This window comes from Streptomyces sp. NPDC006476, assembly GCF_040612015.1.
GTDB lineage: Bacteria > Actinomycetota > Actinomycetes > Streptomycetales > Streptomycetaceae > Streptomyces > Streptomyces griseorubiginosus_B.
Window position 1 is genome coordinate 193,139 of record NZ_JBEXPK010000006.1, and the last position, 12,834, is coordinate 205,972.

12 protein-coding genes and 1 pseudogene are annotated in these 12,834 nt (G+C 70.0%); 5 read left to right on the forward strand and 8 right to left on the reverse strand.

Going from position 1 to position 12,834, the window contains the following annotated elements; translation table 11 throughout:
• Positions 1 to 178 precede the first annotated feature (178 nt).
• The gene (locus ABZZ74_RS09305) at positions 179 to 742 is read left to right on the forward strand and encodes an MBL fold metallo-hydrolase (protein ID WP_356762743.1); all 564 of its coding nucleotides are present in this window, start codon (positions 179 to 181) and stop codon (positions 740 to 742) included.
• A 43-nt stretch (positions 743 to 785) separates the two neighbouring features.
• Here the strand turns inward: ABZZ74_RS09305 and ABZZ74_RS09310 are convergent, their stop codons facing one another.
• Both ABZZ74_RS09310 and ABZZ74_RS09315 read right to left on the reverse strand, forming a co-directional pair.
• A complete protein-coding gene (locus ABZZ74_RS09310) occupies positions 786 to 1,484 on the reverse strand; it encodes a hypothetical protein (protein ID WP_356762745.1) in 699 nt (232 codons plus the stop codon).
• Between the two features lie 17 nt (positions 1,485 to 1,501).
• Complete coding sequence (locus tag ABZZ74_RS09315) at positions 1,502 to 2,128, reverse strand: SigE family RNA polymerase sigma factor (RefSeq protein ID WP_356762747.1); 627 nt, start codon at positions 2,126 to 2,128, stop codon at positions 1,502 to 1,504.
• A 174-nt stretch (positions 2,129 to 2,302) separates the two neighbouring features.
• Between ABZZ74_RS09315 and ABZZ74_RS09320 the strand changes: the two genes are divergently transcribed.
• Both ABZZ74_RS09320 and ABZZ74_RS09325 read left to right on the forward strand, forming a co-directional pair.
• On the forward strand, positions 2,303 to 3,766 hold the full coding sequence (locus ABZZ74_RS09320; RefSeq protein WP_356762749.1) for a carboxylesterase family protein: 1,464 nt from the start codon (positions 2,303 to 2,305) through the stop codon (positions 3,764 to 3,766).
• A 113-nt stretch (positions 3,767 to 3,879) separates the two neighbouring features.
• Positions 3,880 to 4,869 (forward strand): aldo/keto reductase, encoded by a 990-nt coding sequence (locus ABZZ74_RS09325; protein WP_356762751.1) that lies wholly within the window; start codon positions 3,880 to 3,882, stop codon positions 4,867 to 4,869.
• A 316-nt stretch (positions 4,870 to 5,185) separates the two neighbouring features.
• Here the strand turns inward: ABZZ74_RS09325 and ABZZ74_RS09330 are convergent, their stop codons facing one another.
• Both ABZZ74_RS09330 and ABZZ74_RS09335 read right to left on the reverse strand, forming a co-directional pair.
• Positions 5,186 to 6,106 carry an NADP-dependent oxidoreductase gene (locus ABZZ74_RS09330; RefSeq protein WP_356762753.1) on the reverse strand — a complete coding sequence of 307 codons (921 nt, stop codon included), beginning with the start codon at positions 6,104 to 6,106 and terminating at the stop codon, positions 5,186 to 5,188.
• Positions 6,107 to 6,158: 52 nt separating this feature from the next.
• Positions 6,159 to 6,797, reverse strand: coding sequence for an HD domain-containing protein (locus tag ABZZ74_RS09335; protein ID WP_356762755.1), 639 nt, complete (start codon positions 6,795 to 6,797; stop codon positions 6,159 to 6,161).
• A 135-nt stretch (positions 6,798 to 6,932) separates the two neighbouring features.
• Between ABZZ74_RS09335 and ABZZ74_RS09340 the strand changes: the two are divergent.
• A pseudogene (locus ABZZ74_RS09340) lies at positions 6,933 to 7,912 on the forward strand (DJ-1/PfpI family protein).
• 51 nt (positions 7,913 to 7,963) lie between these two features.
• On the forward strand, positions 7,964 to 8,788 hold the full coding sequence (locus ABZZ74_RS09345) for an SAM-dependent methyltransferase (protein ID WP_356762757.1): 825 nt from the start codon (positions 7,964 to 7,966) through the stop codon (positions 8,786 to 8,788).
• 18 nt (positions 8,789 to 8,806) lie between these two features.
• Here the strand turns inward: ABZZ74_RS09345 and ABZZ74_RS09350 are convergent, their stop codons facing one another.
• The 4 genes from ABZZ74_RS09350 to ABZZ74_RS09365 form a co-directional block, all read right to left on the reverse strand.
• Positions 8,807 to 9,184: a hypothetical protein gene (locus ABZZ74_RS09350; protein WP_356762759.1), complete on the reverse strand. Its 378-nt coding sequence runs from the start codon at positions 9,182 to 9,184 to the stop codon at positions 8,807 to 8,809.
• 112 nt (positions 9,185 to 9,296) lie between these two features.
• A complete protein-coding gene (locus tag ABZZ74_RS09355) occupies positions 9,297 to 10,421 on the reverse strand; it encodes a 4Fe-4S binding protein (protein WP_356762761.1) in 1,125 nt (374 codons plus the stop codon).
• Positions 10,422 to 10,602: 181 nt separating this feature from the next.
• The gene (locus ABZZ74_RS09360; protein WP_356762763.1) at positions 10,603 to 11,172 is read right to left on the reverse strand and encodes a TetR/AcrR family transcriptional regulator; all 570 of its coding nucleotides are present in this window, start codon (positions 11,170 to 11,172) and stop codon (positions 10,603 to 10,605) included.
• A gap of 119 nt (positions 11,173 to 11,291) precedes the next feature.
• Positions 11,292 to 12,791 (reverse strand): MFS transporter, encoded by a 1,500-nt coding sequence (locus ABZZ74_RS09365; protein ID WP_356762765.1) that lies wholly within the window; start codon positions 12,789 to 12,791, stop codon positions 11,292 to 11,294.
• Positions 12,792 to 12,834: the final 43 nt, after the last annotated feature.

Sequence of the window (12,834 nt, forward strand, 5' to 3'; positions counted from 1 at the left end):
ATGCGTGATACGGGTCCATCAAGGGGGACGAGTGGCCAGTGCCCTTGGTTGACTGCGGCGCCGCCTCGTGCGGAACCTCTGGTTCCGGTCCGGGTGCTGGGCGGCGGTCGAGCGTTCCTTCCCTGCAGCAATCGCGGCTGCATACTGCCTGTCAGGCCCATTCTCCGAGGAGCGCCTCATGCCCGCAGCCTTCCGACTACTGACCACCGGATACGCCGACACGCGCGTGGCCGGCACGGTCAGCCTGCTCGTCGACGGCGCGACCGTCGTGGTCGTCGATCCCGGCATGGTCGCCGACCGCCGGCTCATCCTGGATCCGCTGAGGGACCACGGACTGAGCCCCGAGGACGTCACCGACGTCGTCTTCAGCCACCACCACCCGGACCACACGCTGAACGCCGCCCTGTTTCCGGCAGCCCGCTTCCACGACCACATGGCCATCTACCGCGACGACATCTGGGAGGACCGGGACGCGGACGGTTACCACCTCTCCCCGTCGATCAAGCTCATGACGACGCCCGGACACACCCCGCAGGACATCAGCACCGTCGTCACGACCGACGAGGGCCTCGTGGTCCTGACCCATCTGTGGTGGACCGCCGAGGGGCCGGCGGACGATCCCTTCGCCCCGGACCGCGAGCAGTTGCGGGCTGCCAGGGAGAAGGTCCTCGCCCTCGGCCCGGCGCTGATCGTGCCGGGGCACGGGGCACCGTTCACGCCGTCGGCGTCGACACCCGTCTGAGGAGTCGGCGCAGGCACCCGTCGCCGGTCACGCGGTACGCCGCTCATCGGTCCCATCTCGCCAGTTCCGTGCCGGCGGCGTCGAGGACACGGAAGGTGGGGCCGCCGGTGAGCTGAACGGCCCCGGTGCTGCCGTGCTGAGGTGCGCTGACGGCGTACGCCGTGACGTAGGCGGGACGTCCGGCCAGCCGCACGATGGGGAGGTCGGTGGTCCGGCCGCTCTCCGTCATCGTGATCCGGGCCGCGGGTTTCTTCCCGGTGTAGGCGAGGATGTGCACCACCCCCCGCTCGAGGGGGTACCAGTCGTGGGTGATCGGTACCGCGTCCGGCTGTTCCACGTCGAGCGGACCGACGCAGTCGGGTTTCTCGTCGCCTGCGCGGGCGTCGCACATCTCGCGCGGTTTCAGCATGTACCACACGCCCAGTCCCGCCTCGATCCGCTCTCCGGGTCGTACGACGCGCACGCCCGGGCCGCTGCTCGCGGACTCGTGCGGCTGCACCGCGTCACCGGTGACGGCGTCCGAGCCGGAGGATGCCGGCAGCGAGGCGATTCCGATGCCCAGCGGAACCAGCAGCAGCGCGCTGAGGGTGACCACGGTCAGCCGTCGCCGTCGTCTGAGAGTCTCTCCGCGCCGGACGATCCGCTCCCGCGGGAACGCGGTGCCGGCGCATTCTCGTGTGGCTTCGTCCAGTGCCTGCCACAGCTCCGGCACCGGCGGCTGCGGTGACAAGTCGGTCTTCATGTCTGTGCCGTTCCCTCTCACCGTTGTGCCGCGGCGGCGTAGTCCGACAGCGCCGAGCAGTCACGGAGCTTCTTCAGCGCGCGGCTGGCCTGGCTCTTGACGTTGCCGACGGAGCAGCCGAGGACCTGCGCCGTCTCCTGTTCGCTGAGGCATTCCCAGTAGCGCAGCACGACGACGGCCCGTTGACGGGGCGGGAGCGTGGCGAGCGCGGTGAGGAGCTCGCTGCGGGTGTCGTAGCTGTCCTGGCCGCCGGCGCCGTCCGCCGGGGTCCGCTGCTCGGGCAGGTGGGGAGTCAGCAGCTGTACGACGCGCCGTTTGCGGTGCCGGGTGTTGTTGTTGTTGATCAGTGCGCGCCGGACGTACTGGTCGGGTGCGTCCAGGGTGCGTATGTGATGCCAGCGCAGATAGACCTTGGCGAGGGTGACCTGGACCAGGTCCTCCGCCTCGTGGTGGTCACCGTTGGTCAGGAGATAGGCGGTACGCAGCAACCGGGGCCAGCGGGCGGCCGCGTAGGTCTCGAAGTCGTCCGGGCCGTCCTCGGGCAGGTCCTTCCCGTGATCCGCGTCCGTGCTGTCGTCCGCGTCCCGGTGCGAACCCCGGGCCGTTCCTCTTCCGGACGCGGCAGGCGTCCAGGCGCCAGTCATCGCGCACACCCCGTTACCCCGTTTCCTTCCACTGTTCGCGCGCAGGTCGATGGAGCACACGAACTCCATCCAGTAACACCGCTGGGGGAGCACGGGGGTTGCACGCCGACCGAGTCGGCGGCATCGCTCCGTACAATCGCCTCCGTTGCCCGCGGGGTCACGGGAGGCGTTGTGATGGAGCGTTCGGCGGGGCCGGTCGGGGTGACCGCGGCCGGCAAGGTCAGGGGAGCGGTCCAGGACGGGATCACACGTTTCCTCGGCGTGCCCTTCGCCGCCGCGCCCGAAGGACCCCTGCGATTCCGGTCCCCGGTGCCCGCACCTCACTGGGACGGGGTGAGGGACGCCGTCGCGTTCGGTGCCGCGCCTCCACAAGTGGCGCCGACCCCTCGCGCTCCGTCGATGTGGCGGCCCGGTGACGGCCTGGACTGCCTGACGGTGAACGTGTGGACGCCCGCCCCCTGCTCCGCCGGGCTGCCGGTCATGGTGTGGATCTACGGCGGTCTGTGGAAGCACGGCGCGGCGAGCATGCCCCACTACGACGGCGCCACCCTGGCCGCCTCCGGTGTCGTGGTCGTGACCTTCAACTACCGTGTCGGCTTCGAGGGTTTCGGGCACCTGCCCGGCACCGAGGACAACCGGGGGCTGCGTGACCAGATCGCGGCCCTGGAATGGGTGGCGCAGAACATCGCCGCGTTCGGGGGTGATGCCGCCAACGTCACGCTCTTCGGCCAGTCCGCCGGTGCGGCCTCCATCGCCCTGCTCATGGGCGCCCCGGCCGCGCGGGGCCTGTTCCGGCGGGCGATCGCCCAGAGCATCCCCGCCGGTGTCCGTACCGTCGCCGAGGCCGAAGCGGTCACCACGACGATCGCTCGGGCCGCAGGCATCCCGGCCACCCGAGAGGCTTTCGCCGCCGCGCCACCCGAGACCGTCCTGGCCGTCCAGGACGAGCCGTTGCGCGAGCGGGACGGGCTGACCGCGTTCGCGCCGGTCGTCGACGGTGACCTCGTGACCGGGCCCGTATGGGCGGCGCTGCGGGAGGGCGCGGGCCAGGACGTGGAGCTCGTCTGCGGTTTCACCCACGAGGAATTCCGGGGTCAGGGCGCGCCGCCCCCGCCGGACGTCGACCTGGCGGTCGTGGCGGAGGCGATCGGGCTGGAGAAGCAGTCGGCCGACGACTACCGCCGGGCCCATCCCCACCTGAGTGATCCGGACCTGTTCACGGTGATGCTCTCCGACGCCCTCGTCAGGATGCCCACCACATGGGTGGCCGAGGCCCACGCACGCAGCGGCGGGCGAACCTGGCTCTACGACTTCGCCTGGCAGGGGCCCACCCTGGGGGCCGCCCACGGGGTCGACATCCCGTTCGTCTTCGGTACGACGGCGACCCGCCCGGCGGCCCGCCTGCTGGGCTCCCCGCCGCCCACCGAATGCGCGGTACTGTCCGAACGCATCCGCACGGCGTGGACGTCCTTCGCCGCCACCGGCGATCCGGGTTGGCCCCGCTTCACCCCCGACAGCCCCACCACCCGGGTCTGGGACGCGCCGCCCAGCGACGTGCCGTACCCGCTGGGGGATTCGAGGCGCATATGGCAGGACCATCCCCGGCGGACTTGCCCTGGAGTGCGCTCCAAGTCGTAGCGTCGAAGACACAGCGGCGCACGAGGCCGGTGCCGGCGGGTTGTCTCACCGGGGCGCCTTCTCGTGTCCTTTGAACCACGCTCGAACGAGTGCAGGAAAGGCTGGACCACAGCATGCAGAAGCGCAGTCTGCGGGAGTTGCGGGTATCGGCCATCGGCCTGGGATGCATGGGCATGTCCGCCTTCTACGGGTCCACCGACCAGGAGGAGGGGATCGCGACCATCCGACGGGCCCTCGATCTGGGGGTGACCTTCCTCGACACGGCGCAGATGTACGGACCGCTCACCAACGAGTCCCTGGTCGGCGAGGCCATCCGGGGGCACCGTGACGAGTACGTGCTGGCGACGAAGTTCAACTACCGCATGGACGACGCCGTACCGGGCGACATCAGCACGGTCGGGCCGCAGGACGGCTCGGCCGAGCACGTCCGCAGTTCGGTCCACGGCTCACTGAAGCGGCTCGGGACCGACCACATCGACCTGTACTACCAGCACCGGGTCGACCCGAACGTGCCCATCGAGGAGACGGTCGGCGCGCTCGGCGAACTGGTGGCCGAGGGCAAGGTGCGCTTCATCGGGCTGAGCGAGGCGAGCGCGCAGACCATCCGGCGGGCCCACGCCGTGCACCCGGTCACCGCCGTGCAGAGCGAGTACTCGCTGTGGTCGCGAGACGTGGAGGCCGAGGTGCTGCCCGCCTGCCGCGAGCTGGGCATCGGCTTCGTACCGTACTCGCCGCTCGGACGCGGGTTCCTCGCCGGGCGGTTCACCTCGCCGGACGATCTGGACGTGAACGACTGGCGTCGCCAGAACCCCCGCTTCCAGGACGCCAACCTGGAGGCCAACCTCCGGCTGGCGGCCAAGGTGAAGGAGATCGCCGCCGAGAAGGACGTCACACCGGCCCAGCTCGCCATCGCCTGGGTACTGGCCCAGGGTGAGGACCTGGTGCCGATCCCGGGCACCAAGCGGCGCACCTACCTGGAGCAGAACGCCGCCGCGGTCGACATCGCCCTGACCAAGGACGACCTGGCTCGTATCGAGGCGGAGCTGCCCGAGGCGGCGGGAGAGCGGTACGACGAGGCGGGGATGCGGTCCGTCAATCGCTGACCCGTGGACCCCGGGCGCCAGTTGGATGTCCGGACCGGGCGCGGTGGGAGGTCCTTGCGGCTGGAGTAGAGGTGGGGGAGCCTCTCGTGCCGTGTGCCGCAAGGACCTCCGGCGCGCGGTTTCCGCGGCGGGGGGGGAGTGCCGCGAAACCGCGCGTGAGGTGACCGGCTCCGTCACCAGGGGGGAGGTGCGGTCGCCGTGCCACTCGTCACGCGCCTGCCCCGCTCTCGGATTCCTAACCCGACCGAACGTGGGAATAGTTGAATTGTGACCAGCACCACTTCCGCCCTCGTCCGGCCGGGGTGCCCTGGCGTCCTCAGTCCTCAGCGATCCGGATGATGGTGCGGCCCGGGACGCGTTGGTGCGGGGTGAACGCGGCGGCTGCCTCGGCCAGCGGCCGAACCGCGCCCACCCGCACCCGGAGCCGGCCGTCGCGCAGCCGCTCGGCAAGCTCGGCGAGGAGGCCGCGGTCCGGTTCCACGACGAAGAAGACGGCCCGCCCGTCGTCCGGCCGCACGGTGGGCGGATGGGCGATGGTGACCAGCGTGCCGCCGGGGCGCACCAGCCGAGCCGAGCGGTCCAGGACGGCGCCGCCGATCACGTCGAACACGACGTCGACCTGCCCGGCGTCCTGCCACTGGTCGGTCCCCAGGTCGAGAAACGCGTGCGCGCCCAGGTCGAGCACCGTTTCCCGGTCGGCGGCGCGGCCCGTGCCGACCACGCGGGCTCCCACTTCGCGGGCGAGCTGGACGGCGATCGAGCCGACAGCTCCGGCGGCGCCGTGGATCAGCACGGTCTGGCCGGCGACGACACGCGCGTGGGTGAACAGACCCTGCCAGGCGGTCAGTCCGGAGATCGGCAGGGCGGCCGCCACCGTATGGTCGACGTCGGCTGGCAGCGGGGCGAGATTGCGGGCTTCCACGGCGACGTACTCGGCGAGCGATCCGTTGCGGGCCCAGTCGGTGAGCCCGAAGACGCGCTGACCGACGGTGAGGCCGGTCGTTCCGTATCCGAGATCCGTCACCACCCCCGAGACCTCGTGTCCGGGCACGCTCGGGGTGCGGTCGCGGCCGGCCCGGTCGGTCCAGGTCGCCGGCCAGTCGAGTTCTCCCCGGGTGAAGCCCGCGGCGTGCACGAGCACGATGACGTCGTTCTCGGCCGCGTGAGGGTGGGGAAGGTCCGCCAGGGTCAGCCCTGTGACCCCGGCTTCGCGGTTTTGGACGGTGATGGCTCGCACGAGCATTCCTTTCGTGGTGCGGGACGGGAAACGGGAGGTGGAAAGGGCAGGGTCAGTGCGGCCAGGGCGCGTCCATGATGCGCTCGACCATGGACGTACGGCGGAATCCGGGAACGAAATGCTCCAGGACATCCGCGTTGACCGTGCCGTACGTGGTGTCCGGGCGGTGTTTGAGGCCGTCGACGAAAGCCTGCAGAAACTCCTTCTTGAATTCACCACGCGGATGAGCAGCGACGATTTCCTCCACCTCGTCCTCTGCCAGCCGGTCCAGCCCCCAGCCGATCGCGTCGGTCAGCACGCCGTAGTTGGTGGCAGCCGTCTCGGGGCCCATCCGACCGGGAATCCCGGGTGTCGTGTGCAGGGCGATCGCCGTCCAGACCACCTCGGCGGCACTCTGCGAGAAGCCGCGATCGCTCAGAAACCTCCGCGCGTGGTCGGCGCCGTCGAGCTCGAAACGCTGCTCTTTGTCCGAGAACGGAATCAGAAGGCCCGCGTCATGGAACATCGCCGAGATGTAGAGCAACTCGGGGTCGGGCCGGAGGTCCAGCTCACGCGCGTGGAGGGAACCGAAGAGGAATACACGCCGAGAGTGGTGGAAGATCAGGGGATTCGTCTTCTCGCGCAGAAAATCCGTGGCCTCCGCGACGGCGGAGGTCTCGGGGATTTCCACCCCTGCGATGATGTCGGTCATGGTGTCCGTGCTTTCCTGTGCGATGTGCTCCGAGTGGACCGTGCGTCCGTTCTTCACGGTGCCGACCCCCTGGCCCCCCGCGCCGCCTCGGTCCGGCCATGAACCACTCGAATCAGGTCATCCCAGGATGGGCCGGTGAGCTCCGGCACGCATCGGGTGGCGATCCTCGTCTACGACGGCGTGAAACTGCTCGACGTCGTCGGCCCCGCCGAGGTGTTCGGTGAAGCGAATCTGCTCGGTGCCGACTACCGGACCTTCCTGGTGTCGACGACGGGCTCCGACGTCACCTCCTCGATCGGGATGAGGATCACCGTCGACGGCGCCGCCGTCACGCAACCGGACCCCGACACGTTCCTGGACCGGGCGGAGACGTCTATCCCCGGACGCCGGTCACACGCGATCTGGTCGATGCGACCAGGGACCTGGCGGCCCGTTCCGGCCGCCTCGCCTCCGTGTGCTCCGGTGCCTTCGTGCTCGGCGCGAGCGGACTTCTGGACGGCCGGCGGGCGACCACCCACTGGAAGATCGCCGGTGAACTCGCCGTCCGGTGTCCGCAGGCCCGGGTCGAACCCGACGCGATCTACGTGCGCGACGGCACGGTGTACACCTCCGCGGGTGTCACCGCGGGCATCGACCTCGCCCTGGCCCTGGTCGAGGAGGACCACGGCCCGGACGTCAGCCGTGCGGTGGCCCGTTCCCTGGTGGTCTACCTGCAACGGCCGGGAGGCCAGTCCCAGTTCTCCGCGCCCCTGCAGGGTTCTCCGCCCCGCTCGCCCGCTCTGCGCAGGGTGGTGGACATGGTCACGGCGGATCCGGCCGGCCACTACTCCCTCGCCGAACTCGCCGCCCGTCTGAATGTCAGTACGCGCCACCTAACGAGGCTGTTCCGTGAGGAGCTCGACACCACCCCGGCGCGGTACGTCGAGTCGATCCGGTTCGGCATCGCGAAGGCACTGCTCGTCCAGGGGCACACCGCGACCCAGGCGGCATCCCTGGCCGGCTTCCCGAGCTACGAAAGCCTTCGCCGGGTCTTCGCGCGGGAGATGTCCATCAGCCCCGCGGCCTACCAGCGCCGGTTCGTCACCGCACGGCGCCCCGAGCAGCGGGCCGAGTAGTTCGCAGCAAAACGGCTGTGAGCAGGCGAAGTTGCGGGAAGAATGGCCGTCATGACCCACGAAGGCTCCTCCATCGACCCGACCAAGCCCAGCATCGCCCGCGTCTACGACTACCTGTTGGGCGGCAAGGACAACTACGCCGTGGACCGGGAGATCGGCGACGTGTTCAAGCGCGACCTGCCCGGCTCGGTGGCCATCGCCTTCGCCAACCGCGCGGCCCTGACCCGGGCGGTCAGGGAGATCGCGAGGACCACGGACGTACGGCAGTTCATCGACCTGGGCAGTGGTCTGCCGACCGCCGACAACGTCCACCAGGTCGCGCAGCGCAACGCGCCCGAGTCCCGGGTCGTGTACGTCGACATCGACCCCCAGGTGCTCGTCCACGGTCGCGCACTGCTGGAGAACAACGAACGGACCCGCGTCGTCGCGGTCGACGTGCGCGACCCCGAAGGTATCCGCACCCACCCCGACACCCTGGAACTGATCGACTTCAACCAGCCCGTCGCGGTCATCCTCAGCGCCATCCTCCACCACGTCAACGACGACGAGGACCCGGCCGGCATCGTCCGCTACTGGCGCGAACAGGTGCCCTCGGGAAGCTACTTCTTCGTCAGCCACTTCCGCTCCGGCAACAACGCGGAGACGGTGGAGGCCGAGAAGGTCCTCCAGCAGACGTTCGGCCGGGGCCGCTGGCGCACCGACGAGGAGATCGCAGCTCTGCTGGACGGCCTGGAGATCCTCGACCCCGGCATCGTCCCCGCGTCCCTGTGGCGACCCGACGAGAACGACAGCCCGTGGAACGGTGACGGCCAACGCGAGCTCACGGTCTGGGAACACCTCATCGCGGCGGGACTGGCCCGCAAGGCCCAGCGGTGATCGCCGGAGGTGATGCCGTCACCCGATCCAACGGGCGGCGGCCTCGTAAGTGGTGGCCGGGGTGCTGTTGAAGGCGATGGCCGCGTCGGGTGCGTGCCGCCTGACCAGGTTGATCACCTGCTCGAGGAGTTCGGCCTGATCGTCCGAGTGCCGGAGGCCACCGCCGATGACGACGCACTCCCACCGACGGGCTCGCAGCGCGTTCTCGACGACCGCGGTCACGTCGTCACTTCCGTCCAGGCCGACCAGGCAGGTCTCCACGCCCACGCCGTGTTCGGCGAACTTGGCCAGTCCCACTTCGATCGCCTTGGCCACTGGTTCGGGATCCCACGGCCCCGGCACGCGGTAGGGATCAAGGCCGATGACGAGGACGCGGGGTTGAGCCGTGGTGTCCATGTGCGGACGATACTCGCTCGTGCACACGGCCCCGGGTACCGCTGTCGACGGGACCGCGAGTGTTCTGGGCGGGGGACTCGGCGGCCCATGACTTCCGCGTCCAGCAGGGTGGTCACGTACGTGTGTCCCGGTCGGTGGACACCGCGCGTTTCGCCGGGGGCTGCCAGCCGCCGGTGACTTCCTTGACCGGCTTGTGGGGGAAGCGGCGCCGGGCGTACTCCTGCGCGGGGGAGCCCGGCAGGACGTACAGGGTTTCCTTCTTGTCCTGGAGCGGGCGCAGCACCGTGTCCATGAAGGCCTTGCGGTCGTCCAGGTAGGGGCCGAGGACGTCCTCGCCGGCGGGGCAGACGGCCAGGCAGTAGCCGGACTTGTAGCCGGGTGGTGAGGACAGGCTCTGCCACAGGGAGGCGTTCTCGGAATCGGTGACGCGGGAGCGGTAGTCGGCGGCGTCCTCGCTGTCGGCCAGGGTCTGCGCCCAGTCGGTGAAACCGCTCATGAACTCGCGGTAGTTGTGCGTGGTGCAGGCCAGTGCGTCGAAGGCGCCGTCCTTGGCGATCGCACCGACCGGGCAGGCGGCGACGCACAACTTGCAGTCGATACAGGGGTTGTAGTCCAGTGCGTGGCCGTACTCGCTCACCTCGGCGTCGACCAGGACGGTGACCAGCAACACGAAGCTGCCGAACGTCGGGTGGATGACGTTGCGGTGCAGGCCCATCACGCCGAGTCCGGCGGCCACCGCGACCGTCTTGTGCGCCACCACCCAGATCCGCTCACGAGGAAAGCGGTCCATTTCCTGCGGGAAGCCGACGGAGGGGTTGAGTGCGCGGTAACCGGCGTCCTGGAGGGCCCGAGTGACGCTGCGGGCGGCGTGGTTGGCCTGTTCGTCGGTCTGGTGGAACTCCTGGTTGGCCACGCTGCGCGCCGGGGAGCGGCAGTTGTCGCGGTTCATCCGGACCGCCATCGCGATCAGGCTGCGGGTGCCGGGCAGCGCGGCCTGTACGTGCTCGCGCTCTCCGGCCAGGTCCGGGTGGTCCAGACTGACCGCGGCGGCGTCGTCCGCGCCGGCCGCCAGGCACAGCGCGCGCAGCCAGGCCGCGTCGATCACCCGCGGCGGGCCGTCCGCGTCACCGGCTGCGCGCCGGGTGAGTACGGCCCGCACCGATGGGTGGGCGGCCAGCTTCGCCGGAAGCCTCGGCTGCGCCGACTGTCCCTCGGCATCGTGCGCGGTGGTCGTCATCCGACGCTCCTCGTGCATCTCGTCGCGAGGTCGAGTCCCCGCCCCACGGTGGGAAACCGTTCGGTTTCACTCAACGTAAACTGATCGGTTTTCGCGTGCAAGCCCTACGTGGGTCTCCTTGCCTCTCGGGAGGGGCAGGCTCGGCGGGCTCCGGAGGTCGTGCACCGGCCGGGCGTCCGCGTCAGCGCATGCCTGCCGCATCGAGCAGCGTGGTCACCGTGGGGACGACGAGCCCTGCCGCGGTGTCGGCCCTGATTCCCGCACGGGCGCTGGCACCGTCGAAGACCAGGCTGAGCTGCCGGGCCAGCAGGTCCGGATCGCTCGCCCCGCCCCGTTCGGCCTCGGTGCGGAAGAAGGAGGTCAGGTTCTCCTTGACCCGGTGGGCCACCCGGCTCGCGGGGTGGCTCTGGTCCTTGAGCTCGATCTGCACGGCGAGGTACCGGCAGCCCCGGAAGTCGGGTGCGCCTGCCTGTGATTCCGCCTGTTCGAAGACGTGCAGGATCCGCTCGCGGGGTGGACGGTCGTCGTCCGCCGCGGGAAGGAGCGTCGCCACGTAGGAGGCGGCCCTTTCCTCCAGGCTCGCCGTCAGGAGCTCGTCCTTGCTCTCGAACAGCTGGTACATGGAGCGCTTCGACACGCCCGCCGCCTTGCACAGCGCGTCGACGCCGATGTTGACGCCGTCTCGGTAGGTGAGCCTGGCTGCTGCCTCCAGCAGCCGCTCTCGGGAGCTTGACTTCGCCTCGGTGGTCATGGTGCGAGGTTAACTCGATTCCGCCCCATTGAAAACCGATCGGTTTACGCCTTGCTGATGGGTGCCTTGGGAGCGCGGCACCCATCAGCACAGGGCATGTCTCACCTGCGGATCCGGGCTCAGTGGGCGACCACCGGTTCGCCCTCCGACGGCGCCAGCGGCGCACTCGGTATCAGGAGGGCTGCAAGGACAGCACCGATCACGAAGAACCCGGCGCCCCAGGCCAGGGTGGCCGTATAGCCCTCGACCCCGGCCCGGGCCACGGTCAGTGCGCCCGGCTTGTGCGAGGACAGGTAGTCGGCCGTGGCCGATGAGGCGACGGTGGTCAGCAGTGCCGTGCTGATCGAACCGCCCACCTGCTGGCCGGTGTTGATCAGCGCCGAGGCGACGCCCGAGTCCTCGTGGTGGATGCCCGCGGTCGCGCCCTGGAACGCGGTGGTCATCACTCCGCCCAGGCCGAGCCCCAGCAGGACCATGCCGGGCATGATGTGGGCGACGTAGGTGCTGTCCAGTGCGAGCCGGGTCAGCAGGGCCATACCGGATGCGGCGACCAGGAAGCTCGCGCTGATCACGATCTTCGGACCGACCCGGGGCAGCAGCAGTGAAGGCGCCGTGGTCGAGGCGGCGACGATGCTCGCGACCATCGGCAGGAATGCCAGACCGGTCTTGATCGGCGAGTAGCCGATGCCGGCCTCGAGGTAATAGGTCAGGAACAGGAAGATCGAGAACATCCCCATGCCGATGACGAACACCGCCAGGAACGAACCACCGCGGGTCCGGTCCAGCACGAGCCGCAGCGGCAGCAGCGGATGGGCGACCCGGGACTCCAGCCACACGAACACCGCGAGCAGCACCCCACCGGTGATCATGGAGCCGAGGGTGACCGGGTTGGTCCAGCTCGTGGATTCGACGTGTGCGAAGCCGTAGACGATGGCGAACAGGGCCGCGCTCACGGCGGCGGTGCCGGGAATGTCGAGTCTGGGCCGCTCGGTCACCGCGGGCTTGGCCAGCAGCAGCACCGCGCCGACCAGTGCGATCGCCGCGAAGGCGACGTTGACGTACATGACCCAGCGCCACGACGCCCATTCGGTGAGCATGCCGCCGAGCAGCAGCCCCACCGCGCCGCCGGCACCGGCCAGCGCGCTGAAGATGCCGAAGGCCTTCGGCCGCTCGGCCGGGTCGGTGAAGGTCACGCTGAGCAGCGAGAGTGCCGCGGGCGCGAGCAACGCGGCGAAGAGTCCCTGGGCCACCCGTGCCGTGACGAGGATGCCGAAGTTGCCGGCCGCACCGCCCAGGACGGATGCGCCCGCGAAACCGATCAGGCCGGTCACGAAGGTGGTCCGTCGGCCGAGCAGATCACCGAGTCGGCCGCCGATCAGCAGCAGGCTGCCAAAGGCCAGGGCGTAGCCCGTGATGACCCACTGCCGGCTGCCGTCGCTGAAGCCGAGGTCATGTTGCGCCGCGGGCAGCGCGATGTTCACGACGGTCGCGTCGAGCGTGACCATGAGCTGCGCCGTGCCCAGCACGACAAGCACCCACCAGCGCACGGCATGTGAGCCGCGCCGGCCCGAGTCTGATGTCCCGGAGGCGGGTGCCCCGCGGTCGTAGGTGGTACTCACTGTTCCCCTTGGTTGCTGGCTGATGGCCGACCCGCGGGTCGGA

What these genes read in the sequence shown, in the direction of transcription:
- ABZZ74_RS09305 (WP_356762743.1), top strand. Translation starts at nt 179, where the DNA reads ATGCCCGCAGCCTTCCGACTACTGACCACCGGATACGCCGACACGCGC.
- ABZZ74_RS09310 (WP_356762745.1), bottom strand. Translation starts at nt 1,484, where the DNA reads ATGAAGACCGACTTGTCACCGCAGCCGCCGGTGCCGGAGCTGTGGCAG.
- ABZZ74_RS09315 (WP_356762747.1), bottom strand. Translation starts at nt 2,128, where the DNA reads ATGACTGGCGCCTGGACGCCTGCCGCGTCCGGAAGAGGAACGGCCCGG.
- ABZZ74_RS09320 (WP_356762749.1), top strand. Translation starts at nt 2,303, where the DNA reads ATGGAGCGTTCGGCGGGGCCGGTCGGGGTGACCGCGGCCGGCAAGGTC.
- ABZZ74_RS09325 (WP_356762751.1), top strand. Translation starts at nt 3,880, where the DNA reads ATGCAGAAGCGCAGTCTGCGGGAGTTGCGGGTATCGGCCATCGGCCTG.
- ABZZ74_RS09335 (WP_356762755.1), bottom strand. Translation starts at nt 6,797, where the DNA reads ATGACCGACATCATCGCAGGGGTGGAAATCCCCGAGACCTCCGCCGTC.
- ABZZ74_RS09345 (WP_356762757.1), top strand. Translation starts at nt 7,964, where the DNA reads ATGACCCACGAAGGCTCCTCCATCGACCCGACCAAGCCCAGCATCGCC.
- ABZZ74_RS09350 (WP_356762759.1), bottom strand. Translation starts at nt 9,184, where the DNA reads ATGGACACCACGGCTCAACCCCGCGTCCTCGTCATCGGCCTTGATCCC.
- ABZZ74_RS09355 (WP_356762761.1), bottom strand. Translation starts at nt 10,421, where the DNA reads ATGACGACCACCGCGCACGATGCCGAGGGACAGTCGGCGCAGCCGAGG.
- ABZZ74_RS09360 (WP_356762763.1), bottom strand. Translation starts at nt 11,172, where the DNA reads ATGACCACCGAGGCGAAGTCAAGCTCCCGAGAGCGGCTGCTGGAGGCA.